This is a genomic window from Spirosoma foliorum (genome assembly GCF_014117325.1).
Lineage (GTDB): Bacteria > Bacteroidota > Bacteroidia > Cytophagales > Spirosomataceae > Spirosoma > Spirosoma foliorum.
In genome coordinates this window covers 6,385,549-6,399,236 of record NZ_CP059732.1, presented here as the reverse complement: position 1 = coordinate 6,399,236, position 13,688 = coordinate 6,385,549, and the positions used below count along the sequence as shown (strand labels likewise).

Below are 13,688 nucleotides of genomic sequence, written 5' to 3'. Positions count from 1 at the left end.
GACTTAAGGCCGACTTAACATTCCCTTAGAAATAGCTTAGAGCAAGGATTGCTGACTATCCAGATTTAGCCCTTAGCCCCTTTTTCCAGTCGGTCTTTTATATATAATTCCTGAATAATCACTAACAAAACAGCAATGAGGGGAGAGGCAAATAAAACGCCTGCTATCCCGACCAGGATGCCTAACAATACCTGGCCGAACAAAAGCAAGGCGGGAGGTACTGAAACGAATTTCTTGTCGAGCAGTGGTGTCAGTATATAGCCTTCCAAAGACTGAACGCCCATGTAAAGCGCGAAAACATAGACAACATAGTTCGTTCCCTGTGGTAAGGCTACTAGTAATGCCGGGGCCAGAGCGATGTAAGGGCCCAGATTAGGAATGAAATTGAGTATACCGGCTATGATACCTAGCACAATAGGAAAAGGAATGCCCAACAATGCCAGTCCCACACTCGTTGCTACCCCCACAACGGTCATCGTAATCGAACGGCTGATAAACCAGTTTTTTGGCGTCGTATCACACTGATCCAGGACATCCAGTAGCCGGTCACGATACGACGGATTGAACAGCCTGACAAAGCCACGTCGGTAAATGCTAGGACTGGCAGCCAGATAGATGCCCGTTATGACCACGATCAGAACATTGACCAGGCTACCCAGTGTACTGGAAAAAATACCGGTAACCTGGGTGAGTATGCCCATGCCCCGACCGTCTGACGAGAGTAGCTGGCTAGGTTTGTCGGGTAGGCCATCCAGTAACTTTCTGCCCCATTCGGTTTGCGACAGATGGCTTTTAAGTCGTTCAACCGACGCAGGCAGCGATTGAGCCAGTTCATCGGCTTGTTGACTGACGGTGGGTGATAGAGCCCACATAATGCCCCCAACTAACGTGACCAGCAGGAACATGACTAATACCATCGATACCCCGTAGGAGAGGTGTGTTTTGTTACTGACATACCCACTTAGCCCATTAATTACGACTGCAACAATGATTCCGCCAAACACCAGAAAGAAGAACGTAGCGGCATAACCGACCAGCAGAAACAGGACTGCTATCGACAAACCGATGAAAGCAGCCGAAGCGGCTCGCTGGGAAAAGGAAAGAGTCTGTTTCATAAGGTATTCAGAATTAGTTTATCGGCTTACTGGCCAGCAAGATTACCGAGTGCGGATAAGGTACCTGGTCGCTCACCTTTAGGGCGTTGGCCTGATGCGACTCTACCCAGAAATAAACCGTCAGGTTTACCGACGAGCCTGCCCGTTCAGATACATAAACCCAGGGAACTGATTCGTTTAGAACGCCATCGATACGGCTCAAAACGCCATGAATAACCTGATAATTAGTTGTCGGTTGACATAGCCGGCAGAATGGGAGTGGGCTTGTAGAACATCACCAGCGTGCCGAGTCGCTTATTAGTAGACATGACGGGGGCCGAGAGTTCATAGGGAGTTTTGCTATTGAAATAAATATCCTGCTGTTGTAGCAGATAAGCCGGGAACCGAGTCGCGAATAGGATGCCCTGATTTTTCTTGTTGGTGGAGAGCGTAACCTTTCCTTTGGTGTCAACAAGCAGCATTTCCTGGACGCCTTTATCTTTGACCAGCGTGTTGAAATACTCATTGATTTCTCCCGGTTTGTTCTGTATCATAGCGTTTCGAACAGCCCAGGCAAAGGTTTTCATGCTAAATGTCAGCTGCTGTTGATTGACAAGTAGCTGGTTGTTTTTTGCCGTTACCTGCAATAGGGTGCGCTCATGCCGAAATTGATTGGTCAATTGCCAGTTACGGAAAAGTAGATAACAGATGGCAAGTCCCAGCAGTATAATGATGCCATATAGCACGTGCTTTGGATTTAGGCCGGAAGTCCTTGTTTGTTGTTTTGTAGGGTGTTCAGCTGTCATTGTCGTAGAAGATTGGTTGAAAATCCAATAGGGCCTTTAGCGACCCTCATAGCCTTATAGTTTAGGCTATTACTTCAATAGACAGCGAAGTGCTTAGGCAGGCCTTAACGAAACCTTAGAATTTGGTTAGAAGCAGTTGTGGACTAAGGATCTGGTGCTTACGACCAACTTTTCACCAACTGCTTGTACAGGATTTGCACGCTTGTCTTCTCATAGTCGGTGGCTAGCGTCTGGTTGGCGTAGGTTCGTAATAATTCCGCTTGCTGACGCAGGATGGGTTTGCGTTCGTCGGAACAAGTTGCCACGTAAACCAGTGACAATGCCCGAAGCAATCGCCGAAACACGGCGTGGTTGCCTTTGGCATTGATGCGAGGCAAATCAAACGACAGTCGGATGTAATCCTCGAAATCCGTACTTCGCACCAATACACGCAGGTGCTGTCCATCTGAGCGCAACCGTGCCGGAAATTCACGGCGGGCCAGTCGTTCGCCAACCGCGCCGAGGTAATCAATCGCCATAATAGCGGTTGTGGTATCGTTAATGCCGGGAGAAAGGGCTTTCAGGGTAATGTCAACTAACTGCTGAATACCGAATGCGACGTCCTGCTCCACATTACGATGTCGCCCGATGCTGACATAGTCCATTAAGTCATTGGGCCAGTCGGCTTCGTCGGGTTCATCTCGTTCCATACCACTCCGAACACTAAAGAGTAAAGAACCTTCACCGATAAACGCGCCCATCTCTTTCTCGATCCGTAACACAACCCGGTGCCGGGTTGCCCAGCTCAGTAAACCGTTCGTATTAATCTGTTGGAGATAGCCCGTCTGCTTTGCAAAAACGGGTCGCCAGCCCGTTTGCTCGTCGGCGTAGGCAAGGGCGGCTTTGGCTTTTTGGGGATCATCAATCGGCTCCCCAAACTGATCGGGGAACAACGCATCAATAGCTTTATTGGTTTCGTGGAAAATGTGCTGGACAATCGTGCCGGTCTGGAGTGATTCGGCAATATGATGAATAAAGAAAATCAGGGCCGCCACGCCCCCTAAAGCCAGCAACAGACCCGCCAAAACCGCCGTTGACGGCACAAACTTCACTTCATCGGTTCCTCGAATCGTACCCAGCACAATCAGACAGTACGAAAACACCCCGACAAAATAGCCCATAACGACCTGATTGACCCGGTCGCGCATGAAGTTGCGCAGCACCCTGGGTGAATACTGGCTACTTACCTGGGAAATCGTGGATAGTGTTAGCGAGAAGGCCAATGCCGCTACCGTCAGCATAGAGCCCGAAATGGCCGATAGCATCCCTCGGGCCCCATCGGCACCAGAAGCGAATAAGAGCGGGAATTGCTTTTCGCCGTGCCAACTGGTGTGCGTATCAAACGCCACCAGGCCGTAAGCCAGCCCGAAGGAAGCCAATACCATCAGGCCCGGTACAAACCAGAGGGATTCCTGTAACTGCTGCCAGTATTGGCGAAGGCGGGTAGGCATAAAAATGTACAATGCAACTAGGTCGACATGGACAAGTCATTATCGAACAATAGGTCCTTTAGGCGAGTCGCGCTGGAGTACTTTGTTGATGGAATAGACTACCCCGTTTGTGGCTCTGACATCGGCCTGAATTACATCGGCGACAGTGCCCCGTCCGTCTTCCACGGTGATCTCATTACCCTGTTTATGAATAGTTAAAATCTGACCTGTCAGGTTGGTTAGCGTCTGGCCGTCTTTCAACTGGTCTGAGGTTATCCGACCTTTGATAACGTGGTAAGCGAGTAGGTTGATAAGCCGATTTTTGCTTGATGGTAGCAATAGTTCGGACAACGAAGGCTCTGACAGCGCCGAAAACGCGCCGTTGTTGGGGGCAAATACGGTATAGGGACCCTTGCCTGATGCTTGCTCAAGTAAGCCCGACGCTTTTAGCAACTGGAGCAGGGTCGTGTGGTCGGGAGACTGGGCCGCACTGAGTGCCAGATTGGCCCCCGTCTTCACGCCACTAGCCTTCAGGGTTGCACCAGGCATTGTGGATGAGGGATTGGTCTGTGCCGCCGTGGGTTTAGTCAGGGATAGTAACAGGCCCGCAGTGAGGTAAAAAATAAGCGAATATGTACGTTTCATAATCAACCAATTTTGGTAGGTTAGAACTGGGCAAACCAAAGGGTCGGCTATCGTTTTAACCTTGTGGCAGGTTGATTGTTTTTTTTAGTTGAATGACTAGTTAGGAATTCATACTTAACACAAACAATGGCTAAGGCAATTGTGACGTTACGTTTACTACCCTGTTGATTTAGCTCTTTTTAGCGAAAACTAACTGGTTATTTTTGGGTTCTTCATATGACCTACAGCCTCATTACACACTACACCCGATTAATCTGTATAGAATCGACTCAACAATGTTTTTCGTATATTAATCAGTGCTAACCGAATTCTATGGAAACCTATTACAATCCCGAAGACCTCAAAAAATTTGGACAAATCGGTGAATTTCAAAAAGAGCTTGCCGATAAATTTTTCTCCTATTATGGCTCTGTATTCGCCGAAGGGGCGTTGACGGCTCGCGAGAAGTCGCTGATTGCGCTGGCAGTAGCGCACACAGTACAGTGTCCCTACTGCATTGACGCTTATACGACTGATACGCTCGAAAAAGGCTGCTCGGAAGCCGAAATGATGGAAGCGGTTCACGTCGCGGCTGCTATTCGGGGTGGTTCGTCACTGGTTCATAGTGTCCAGATGATGAACAAGGCAAAAGAAATATCCATGTAAGAATAGGGGAGGAACGGGAGGAGAAGGACGAGGGGGAAAAGGGAAACTCCATCCTCCCCCTCGTCCTTCTCCTCCCGTTCCTCCCTTTGTTTATGAAATCCCTTAAAGCCAGCGGACATCCCTTAGCCAACTCAGCAGTTCAGTTACAGTCGTTACAGAGCGAAGTGGCTGATACATTGCAACTGCCGTCGTTTCATCAGAAACTGGCAGGGGCCGGGCTGTTTCCATTACAGCCACTCGAACCTGCTGTTTTTCAGGTTAATGTGGGGAAGATGTGCAATCAGGTCTGCAAACATTGCCATGTCGATGCCGGTCCCGACCGTCAGGAAATCATGACCCGCGAAACGATGCAGCAATGCCTCGATGCGCTGGCCAGAACGACGATCCCAACGGTCGATCTAACGGGTGGCGCGCCCGAAATGAATCCGGATTTTCGTTGGTTCGTGGCCGAAATTCGGAAGCTGGGACGGAAGGTGATGGTCCGTTGTAATCTGACCATCATCGTCGCTAACCCTAAATACCAGGATTTGCCCGAGTTTTTTCGAGAACATCAGGTCGAAGTGGTTAGCTCCCTGCCCTTTTATAATGCTGATAAAACCGACCGGCAGCGGGGCAAAGGCGTTTTTGATAGTTCGATTCGGGCAATGCGGATGCTGAATGCCGTTGGGTATGGACAGCCTGATTCGGGTTTGTTACTTAATCTGGTGTATAATCCCAACGGGGCGTTTCTGCCTGGTTCGCAGGAGAGCCTGAAACGCCAGTTCAAGCGGGCGCTACTGGATGAATTCGGTATTGTGTTTAACGACCTATACGCCATTACCAATATTCCCATTAGCCGGTATCTCGATTATCTGATTTCGTCGGGTAACTACAATAACTACATGGAGAAGCTGGTCAACAGCTTTAATCCGGCTGCGGCTGCAGGCGTAATGTGCCGAAATACGCTCTCCATTAGCTGGGACGGCTTTATCTACGATTGCGATTTTAATCAGATGCTGGATTTAAAAGTCGCCAGCCCGGTGCAGCACGTACGGGATTTCGATGAACGTGCATTGAATCAACGGTCTGTTGTAGTTAACCAACACTGTTACGGCTGCACGGCAGGAGCGGGGTCGAGTTGTGGGGGAACAACCGCCTGAAAAACCTATGAAACGATATGATTTGCTGGTCATTGGTACTGGTTCGGGCGGTCTAAGCATTGGCCTGACCATGCACGAACTGGGTTTTAAGGTGTTGTTCATCGAAAAAGATGCCCAAAACATCGGGGGCGAATGCCTGAATACGGGCTGCGTACCCAGCAAAGCCCTGATTCACGTCTCCCGGCTGATCCATCAGGCAAAAGAGGCTCAGGAGTTTGGCCTAACAAGTACTGGAAAACCAGATTTCGAGCGGGTCAAGCAGTACATCCAGGAGCGAATTGCGCTGATCCGAAAGCACGAAAATGCAGATTTCTTTCGGGAGCAGGGTATCGACGTAGTGATCGGTACAGCCCGCTTTACGGGAAAGGACCGTGTAGAAGCGGCTGGTGTAACCTTCACGGCCAGGCGGATTGTCATCGCCACCGGTTCGCAGTCCGTTCCGCTTCAGGTTCCGGGCGTTGAGCAGGTCACCTTGCAGGATAACCAAACTATTTTTTCGATGGATACCTTGCCGAACCGACTGCTGGTCGTTGGGGGTGGACCGGTTGCCATGGAATTGAGTCAGGCGTTTCATCGGCTTGGTTCGCAGGTAACTGTCGTACAGTCGGGTGAGCGGATTTTAGACAAAGAAGCGCCAGAGGTATCTACCTTATTGCTGGATCGCCTGACCCATGAAGGGATTGGGATTAGACTACAAACAAAGGTTATCGCCTTTGAATCGGCTACCTGTGCCATCCTGGAAGATAAAGCCGGTACAAAAAGTAAACTTGCCTTCGATGCGGTGTTAGTCGCCATTGGCCGTCAGGTCAACGTGGATGCCTTAGAGCCCGAAACCGCCGGTATTAAGACCGAATCCGGCAAGCTAAAGCTGAATGATTACCTGCAAACAACGAACCCAAGGATCTATGCCATCGGCGACGTAACGGATCAGCTTTATTTTTCGCACACCGCCGAAATGCAGGCACCCATTCTCATCAATAACTTCCTGTCGCCCTTCAAGCAGAAAGTTTCCTACAGGCATTTTTCCTGGGTAACCTTCACCGATCCCGAAGTGGCCACCTTCGGCCTTTCGGAACAGCAGCTTACCCAGCAAGGGATTGCTTATGAAAAGATCGACTACGGATTTGCCGAAGACGACCGGGCAGTCATCGACAGTTATACGTATGGCAAACAATGGCTTTATCTGGCCAAAGGTAATAAGCTGTTTGGTAAGCGTAAGATACTGGGGGGTAGTGTTGTAGCTCCTCTGGCGGGCGAAATGATTCAGGATTTGATTCTGGCCAATACGTCCGGGTTGGGGGCTGGGGCTATTCAGAAAAAAATCTATCCATATCCGGTGGCGTCGCGTGTCAGTAAGTCAGCTTTGTTAGAACAGTTAAAAGGCAATATTCCGGTCTGGGCGAAGGCTATTCTTCGGTGGTTGTATTGACGTTTGTTTGCCGAACGGGTTTCGCACCGTTCGGCAGTTTCCAGTCCCGCTGTTTGCCAAATGGCATACGAAACAAGTACCACAACGTCAGTTCCTTTTCATCTCGATAGGCCGGAACACCCAACGTAACGTCTTTCTGGGCAATGTCCATTCGGTGGCTTCCGTGGAGCCGATCCCAGATGGAAAAAAGCGTTCCCCAATTTGAATTGAACTCATCGCGGACAATGGAATGGTGAATACCATGCATGCGAGGAGTTACGAAAAGAGTATTCAGGCTACGGTCCACTTTAGCGGGCAAACGCCAATTGGCATGATGAAACTGGGCCGCAGTGTCAAAAAACACTTCGTATACGATGGCTGACCAGAAACTAATGCCCATCACCCCAACAAGTGCGACTCGAAAGAGAACGCTCAACAGTAATTCGCCAACATGAAAACGAACGGCTGTTGAGACATCCATGTCCAGATCAGTATGGTGTACATTGTGAAAACGCCAGAGCAACGGTACCTTGTGCGTGGCAAAATGCCACCAGTAATAGGCATAATCAAAAGCCAGAAATCCCAGCACACCGCCTACCCAGGCCCCAATGCTATTGGCAGGAAGCAACCAGTTTAGTAAACCCACCTGATGATTATGCGCCCAATGGGCAGCCAGTAGCGGAATTGGCAATAAGGCCAGCCGGAGGACAACAAACGTAGGTAAGGCAAGGCCAATGTTTCGAATCAATCGGCGAAGGAGTTTAAAATGTAGCCGACGTAATGGATGACGCCATTGCAAAAGCAGCATGAGTGCGAAAAACAGAACCAGTAACGGTGAGCCGATGGAGTCGAAGAAGGGAATTGTGGCCATTATCGTATCGGCAATCTATTTGTCGCTGTTATACCCGCTGATTATGGCAATAAATTCACCAATGATCTGCGCTTTGTAGGGGTTCTGTTCTTTTAGAATTAATGCTACGGGGTATTTTTCTCCATCAATATTACGAATGATGTCATCATATTTGACGAAGTCATCCTTTACAAAAAAGTAAAACCAGTAGTTGAATTTTCGTTGCCGGGTCAGTTGCCGACCATCGGATGAGTCGCAGATATAAATCGTGATTAACTCATCATTTTGCTCATAAAATTCAGTGAAGATTGCCGCCACTGTATACGAAGTGCGCTCATCAAAGATTGGCTCTAAATCGGTTGGGTTATCGGCGACAAGGATTGAAAATTCATACACATAGGAAGCAAACGGGCTAGCTTCATCAAACAGATAAGGTGTAGGTATGAACTTTACTTCATAGACGATTCTATTGATGGTTTGAAAAACGTAGCTGTTTTCTGAGCCACCCATAAAATCAAATTCATAATTCATTCTTTTCCGGTATTATAATGCCTTTTGCCGCGTTTCGTTCGCGTAATTTTTTTAGAATATCCTGGTATTCAGGGGTTCTAACTCTGGCTTGTGTTTCTTCTTCGGATAGCTTCTTGCGCTCCTTCCAGCGGTCAATCAACTTCGAGACGTTGGCCTGACGTTCTTCTGGCGTTAGGTTCGGCTGATGAATGAGTTCCATATGTTCCACGATTTATAACGTACTCAAAGTTAGTGTTTTCTATTCATTTCACCGATTGGACTCAGCTGAGTTGTTTTCCTACCGAATATCTTCGTACAACTGTTTCAGCTTCTCAGCCGAGTAGCCAATACCCCACAAAACACCTACATAAAGAAAGAGGGCGTTGGCCCGCCAGAATCCCCATTTGACCAATCGCCTGTCCGACGATTCGACCACGCGGTTTACTTGCCGGATTCGCCCGAATCGCACCAGACGAAGCAGCATATCAGCTTCTTCCATAATGGGTAACTCGTCAGAATAACCCCCACAGTCAAGAAACTGCTGCCGTCGGCAAAAAATAACCTGATCGCCAAACAGCAATCGGGCACCCTTGAAAAAGAATAGATAGGGACGGAAAAAGAGCGGGGCGTAGTAGGTTTTAATGAAGTTGTGAAACGACGTAATCCAGCGGGTTCGCAGGGGGCCGCGCATCAGGGAAATAAAGCCGCCTGCTGCAATGTTGGGCTGGGCCAATGTTTCGCGGATAACCAGTAATGCATCATCGGGCAGTGACGTATCGGCATGCAAAAAACACAGGTACTCGCTGGTAGACGCCTGAACACCCAGATTCATTTGGTAAGACCGCCGGGCTACCGGGCTTTGTATCAGGTTGATAGTTGGATGGCCTGCCAGCGCTGTTTGTTGCTGGATTTGCTGTTGAATGATCGAAATCGTTTGATCTGTACTGCCTCCATCGACCACAATCAATTCGTCTGGTACAGGGTGCAATTGCCGAAGCTGCCGGAACGTTCGGGCCAGTGTCCGTTCTTCATTAAAGGTTGGAATAATGATGGCGATACGTGTCACAAGCTGTTTTACCGAATAACTGTTTTCCCGATCAGAGAGTTTACCTTGTGCCTGACCTGAAACGGGTCCCTTGCCCCAGAAGACAACTATGTTTCGCTTTATACCCAATGTGCTGTTAAAGCAGCTCTATACCCGCAGTAGTTTACAAAATACGCCAACTGGATTTACCTTTTCGCTGAAGAACCGCCTGGCCGACGCTCAGTTTACGGGTCTGACGCAGGTTCGTATTGACGGACAAACCTACCCTGCCGATGCCTTTACCCTGGAACTGGATGGGCAGGAAGCTATCAGGGTCAGTGCCATATCCACCAAAAACCCACTCAAATTTCCCCTTCGCCGGAAGGTCAGGGTTCAGGCAATTGCCGCGCCCTTGGCACCCGGTCGTCATACCATTGAGGTGATTCTGCAGTCCCATCCATTTGGTACGTTAACGATTACGATTGACGATGAGTTACAAGGCGGTCCGGATCAACTTCAGGAGGAATCAATATTGAAAAATACCACTATACCGCGTCATCCGGTCGATGATATGGTGCCGGAAATTATTCAGGAACGGCAGGATTTTCTTCGCCAGTATACCCAAACCTCGCCTAAGTACCTGACCAACGTTGCGTTTGATCCAACTCTTGTCCGGGGGAACTGCGAGCAATTTGTCGGCGTCGCGCAGATTCCCATTGGTCTGGTTGGCCCCCTACGTATCAATGGCGAACACGCTCAGGGTGATTTCCTGATTCCGTTAGCAACTACTGAAGGTACATTGGTAGCGTCGTATAATCGGGGTATAAAGCTGCTCAATCAGTGTGGTGGCGTTACCTGTACGGTGATCGACGAGGGTATGCAACGGGCGCCAGTCTTTGTGATGCGGGATGCCCGAGCCGCTCGTGATCTGGCCCGCTGGGTAGCCGATCATGAATCGGAGCTACGCCTAGAAGCCGAATCTACATCGCGTTTTGCCAGACTCAAATACATCACACCTTATCAGGCAGGACGCCTGCTTTTTCTGCGGTTTGGCTTTACAACGGGCGATGCCGCGGGTCAGAACATGGTTAGTAAAGCAACGCTGGCGGCCTGCAATTTTCTTCTACAAAAGGTTGAAGGCATCGAGCATTTTTACCTGGAATCCAATATGGCAACCGATAAGAAACCGTCGTTTGTCAATACATTGCAAACACGGGGTAAGCGGGTAACGGCCGAGGTTACTATTCCCAAAGAGTTGCTGCTTCGGGAATTACAGGTTGAGCCCGAACAACTCGATCGGCACGCCCGTATCGGTAATGTGGGTGCGTTTATGGCTGGAACGAACAATAACGGCCTACATTCGGTCAATGGGCTGGCGGCTTTATTCATCGCTACCGGTCAGGATGTAGCTTGTCTGGCAGAATCCTCGGCGGCTATTACGACTTCCGAGGTATTGCCCAACGGCGATTTATACGGCTCCATTACGTTGCCTTCGCTCATTGTAGGCACTGTGGGTGGGGGTACCGGTCTGCCAACCCAGCAGGAATGCCTGAGCATACTGGGTTGTTCCGGTACGGGCCAGGTGTATAAATTCGCCGAGATTGTGGCAGGTGTCGTGGCGGCAGGCGAACTGTCGCTGGCCGCTGCCATCTCCTCACTGGACTGGGTATCGAGCCATGAATCAGCCAGACAGTCGAAAAATTAAGAATGACTGAAATGGGGTTTTTCCTCATAGCCGATCAAGCCGACCGCCATCAATGCGCACCTCCGCTCCCTGTACAAACGCGGCATCATCCGATGCCAGATAAGCAATTGTAGCCGCTACGTCCTCTGGTTTACCGACGTCTGTCCGATCAATTTTTTCCACCCCTGATTTTACGTTTGGGTTGCTCCACAACATGGGCGTATCAATGGCACCAGGCAGAACGGCATTGATACGCAGGCCTTTGGGTTTTCCTTCCAGCGCTGAGGAGCGTGTCAGCGATAATACCGCAGCCTTGGCCGCTGCATAGGGAGCCACCAGGGGTTCGGTTTCTAGGGCGTGAATACTGGCCACATTCACAACCGTACCGCCGGGTTTCATATGCAGAAATGCCTGTTTGGTGAAGTAAAACGCACCCAGCAAATCGACATTCAGGATGCGTAGCCAGTCCTCACCCGTCAATTCTTCCAGCGCCTTGAATTGCATAAGCCCGGCATTGTTGACAATCACATCCAGCCTGCCAAAACGCGTCAGTGCTCCCTGTACGGTGGCTTCTACCTGGGCTTCGATGGACACGTTGCAAACACTGCCCCAAACATCAGGCGCGCCAGCTGCTTTTACATTGGGCAAGGCTTTCGTAAGGTTATCTTCGTTTAGATCGGCCAACACCAGCCGGGCTCCCTCCGAAGCCAACCGTATGGCTATCGCCAGGCCAATCCCGCTGGCCCCACCTGTAACAATCGCTAATTTATCCTGAAATCGCATTGTATTACGTGTCGCTTTGATTGGTTTTAGAAACAGTGTTAGCCACATTCTGACGAGCTACTTTGGCATCGTTCTGCTTCTGGTGAGCCCAGGGTTGCTCACTCTCACTGGGCATGATAATCGGCACCTCCAGACAGACACTCTGGGCGGGCAGTACCTGCCTCCAGTCATTAATAAGCTGTTTATAGGCCTGGCCAACAGGGCGAATCTGTCGGTTGAGATCGCACAGACCCAGCGGGTTGACGTTGCCGTTGTTTTCCCGCAAGGCCGAATCCCAGTCAACCTGGTCGGTGAGCGAATACCAGGTAAAACCCACCATCGGCACGCCATCATTGCGAACCCGTAATACGTTGGCCCACTCCTTCCAGAGCCAGTTCACGGCTTCGTCGCCGTTAGGCCCCTGCCATAGATTAGTTTCGGTGTGCATAACGGGTAGTCGATATCGGTCGTGGTATTGAGTCGTAATGACGTGATAGCCAAATACTTCCCCTGAGCCTCGGGTACTTCCATCTGCCGATACCCGGTGCTCATTGGTCTGATAATAATCATTGCCCATAATGCAATACTGCTTCAGGTTATGACCCATAAAGAAGTGATACTCATCGCGGGTCATGCCGTTGTCCATCAGGTATTCGTACATCTCCGAATCGACCCGGCGGCCATAATTAAGATCGAGCGACAGAAAACGTTTGGCATTCAGGATCTCGGCGGGTTTGATAGCCGCTGGATTTTCGGCATGAAAATACTCCGACGATTCACTCTGAATAAACAGAGCATTGGGTCTTACTTCCAGAATGGCGCTCATGGCCAGTACGTTCGCTTTAACAATATGCTTCAGGGCCCTCACAAAAGCGGCATCACTCCGTAGTTGCTCATTCCACCAGCCATACAGAGCCGAAAACTCAGCGCAGACGTACATTTCATTGACGGGGGTATAGAGTTGAACCCAGGGAAACCGCTTCGCGAAAGCGTGAGCATAGTCGGCAAAAAGAGTGGGAAAATCGGGATTCTGGAAATTGCCAATCCAATCGGGTACACCAAAATGACACAGGTCTACAATGGGTACTATGTCGCGTTTTCGCAATTCGCCAAACGTTTCATCAGCAAACGACCAGTCGTATTTTCCTTCGCCCAGAAAAGTGGTATGGATAGGGGGGCCGTAGCGCAGAAAGTGAATGCCCAGTTCCTCGACCAGGTCAAAGTCCGTTCGCCAGTGCTGATAATGACCGCATTTCGCTAATTCATCCTGACGATAGGTGCCTCCCTGAATTGTCGGGTTGCTATTTTCAATGCCTGTGGCAAACATAAATTGAGTGACCATGCTAGAGGAAACTGAGGTACAACCAATGGATCTGGCTACTGCTGCGTAATTCCTTAACCTATTCTCGTTAGGAGTGTTTACTAAACAGGATTAAGAGGAGATTAAGCCCATAATCCTGATTTTTCGTTTCGTTAAGAGATCCTTAGACTAATCGATTCTTTACCAATAACATAACGTCATGAGTTTATTGCCCTGACCAGACGGGTGCCTTTAAATCTAATTCAACATGGAGCAGACTTCGTATCAGAATCCGCTGGTGGCTACAGATTTTCCGGATCCGTCGGTACTTTTCGTCAACCAGATGGGCTAC

General features: G+C 49.6%; 15 protein-coding genes. 4 read left to right on the top strand and 11 right to left on the bottom strand.

The window, feature by feature from the left end; genetic code table 11:
* Positions 1 to 65: 65 nt before the first annotated feature.
* From H3H32_RS26945 to H3H32_RS26925, 5 genes are all read right to left on the bottom strand, one after another.
* On the bottom strand, positions 66 to 1,115 hold the full coding sequence (locus H3H32_RS26945; protein ID WP_182458845.1) for an AI-2E family transporter: 1,050 nt from the start codon (positions 1,113 to 1,115) through the stop codon (positions 66 to 68).
* 13 nt (positions 1,116 to 1,128) lie between these two features.
* Positions 1,129 to 1,317, bottom strand: coding sequence for a hypothetical protein (locus H3H32_RS26940; protein ID WP_240543502.1), 189 nt, complete (start codon positions 1,315 to 1,317; stop codon positions 1,129 to 1,131).
* 22 nt (positions 1,318 to 1,339) lie between these two features.
* Positions 1,340 to 1,900 carry a hypothetical protein gene (locus tag H3H32_RS26935; protein ID WP_182458844.1) on the bottom strand — a complete coding sequence of 187 codons (561 nt, stop codon included), beginning with the start codon at positions 1,898 to 1,900 and terminating at the stop codon, positions 1,340 to 1,342.
* A gap of 158 nt (positions 1,901 to 2,058) precedes the next feature.
* Positions 2,059 to 3,390, bottom strand: coding sequence for a DUF2254 domain-containing protein (locus tag H3H32_RS26930; protein WP_182458843.1), 1,332 nt, complete (start codon positions 3,388 to 3,390; stop codon positions 2,059 to 2,061).
* A 39-nt stretch (positions 3,391 to 3,429) separates the two neighbouring features.
* On the bottom strand, positions 3,430 to 4,014 hold the full coding sequence (locus tag H3H32_RS26925) for a fasciclin domain-containing protein (RefSeq protein ID WP_182458842.1): 585 nt from the start codon (positions 4,012 to 4,014) through the stop codon (positions 3,430 to 3,432).
* Between the two features lie 312 nt (positions 4,015 to 4,326).
* On the opposite strand from H3H32_RS26925, the gene H3H32_RS26920 reads away from it, so the two are divergent.
* The 3 genes from H3H32_RS26920 (at position 4,327) to H3H32_RS26910 (ending at position 7,227) form a co-directional block, all read left to right on the top strand.
* A complete protein-coding gene (locus H3H32_RS26920; RefSeq protein ID WP_182458841.1) occupies positions 4,327 to 4,659 on the top strand; it encodes an arsenosugar biosynthesis-associated peroxidase-like protein in 333 nt (110 codons plus the stop codon).
* Between the two features lie 92 nt (positions 4,660 to 4,751).
* On the top strand, positions 4,752 to 5,798 hold the full coding sequence (gene arsS / locus H3H32_RS26915) for an arsenosugar biosynthesis radical SAM (seleno)protein ArsS (protein WP_182458840.1): 1,047 nt from the start codon (positions 4,752 to 4,754) through the stop codon (positions 5,796 to 5,798).
* Positions 5,799 to 5,805: 7 nt separating this feature from the next.
* Complete coding sequence (locus tag H3H32_RS26910; protein ID WP_182458839.1) at positions 5,806 to 7,227, top strand: dihydrolipoyl dehydrogenase family protein; 1,422 nt, start codon at positions 5,806 to 5,808, stop codon at positions 7,225 to 7,227.
* On the opposite strand, the gene H3H32_RS26905 is transcribed toward H3H32_RS26910, so the two are convergent.
* The 4 genes from H3H32_RS26905 to H3H32_RS26890 form a co-directional block, all read right to left on the bottom strand.
* Positions 7,205 to 8,077, bottom strand: coding sequence for a sterol desaturase family protein (locus H3H32_RS26905; RefSeq protein WP_182458838.1), 873 nt, complete (start codon positions 8,075 to 8,077; stop codon positions 7,205 to 7,207). The genes H3H32_RS26910 and H3H32_RS26905 overlap by 23 nt on opposite strands.
* Before the next feature lie 15 nt (positions 8,078 to 8,092).
* The gene (locus H3H32_RS26900) at positions 8,093 to 8,587 is read right to left on the bottom strand and encodes a DUF6169 family protein (protein WP_182458837.1); all 495 of its coding nucleotides are present in this window, start codon (positions 8,585 to 8,587) and stop codon (positions 8,093 to 8,095) included.
* Positions 8,577 to 8,786, bottom strand: a complete 210-nt coding sequence (locus H3H32_RS26895; RefSeq protein ID WP_182458836.1) for a hypothetical protein — start codon at positions 8,784 to 8,786, stop codon at positions 8,577 to 8,579. Before H3H32_RS26895 ends, H3H32_RS26900 begins: the two co-directional genes overlap by 11 nt.
* A gap of 78 nt (positions 8,787 to 8,864) precedes the next feature.
* Positions 8,865 to 9,632 carry a TIGR04283 family arsenosugar biosynthesis glycosyltransferase gene (locus tag H3H32_RS26890; RefSeq protein ID WP_182458835.1) on the bottom strand — a complete coding sequence of 256 codons (768 nt, stop codon included), beginning with the start codon at positions 9,630 to 9,632 and terminating at the stop codon, positions 8,865 to 8,867.
* An 88-nt stretch (positions 9,633 to 9,720) separates the two neighbouring features.
* Between H3H32_RS26890 and H3H32_RS26885 the strand changes: the two genes are divergently transcribed.
* Entirely contained in the window at positions 9,721 to 11,295 is a 1,575-nt protein-coding gene (locus tag H3H32_RS26885) for a hydroxymethylglutaryl-CoA reductase (protein WP_182458834.1), read from the top strand.
* Between the two features lie 24 nt (positions 11,296 to 11,319).
* On the opposite strand, the gene H3H32_RS26880 is transcribed toward H3H32_RS26885, so the two are convergent.
* Together H3H32_RS26880 and H3H32_RS26875 are read right to left on the bottom strand one after the other, a co-directional pair.
* Complete coding sequence (locus tag H3H32_RS26880) at positions 11,320 to 12,057, bottom strand: SDR family NAD(P)-dependent oxidoreductase (protein WP_182458833.1); 738 nt, start codon at positions 12,055 to 12,057, stop codon at positions 11,320 to 11,322.
* A gap of 4 nt (positions 12,058 to 12,061) precedes the next feature.
* Positions 12,062 to 13,378 (bottom strand): family 1 glycosylhydrolase, encoded by a 1,317-nt coding sequence (locus H3H32_RS26875; protein ID WP_182458832.1) that lies wholly within the window; start codon positions 13,376 to 13,378, stop codon positions 12,062 to 12,064.
* Positions 13,379 to 13,688 lie beyond the last annotated feature (310 nt).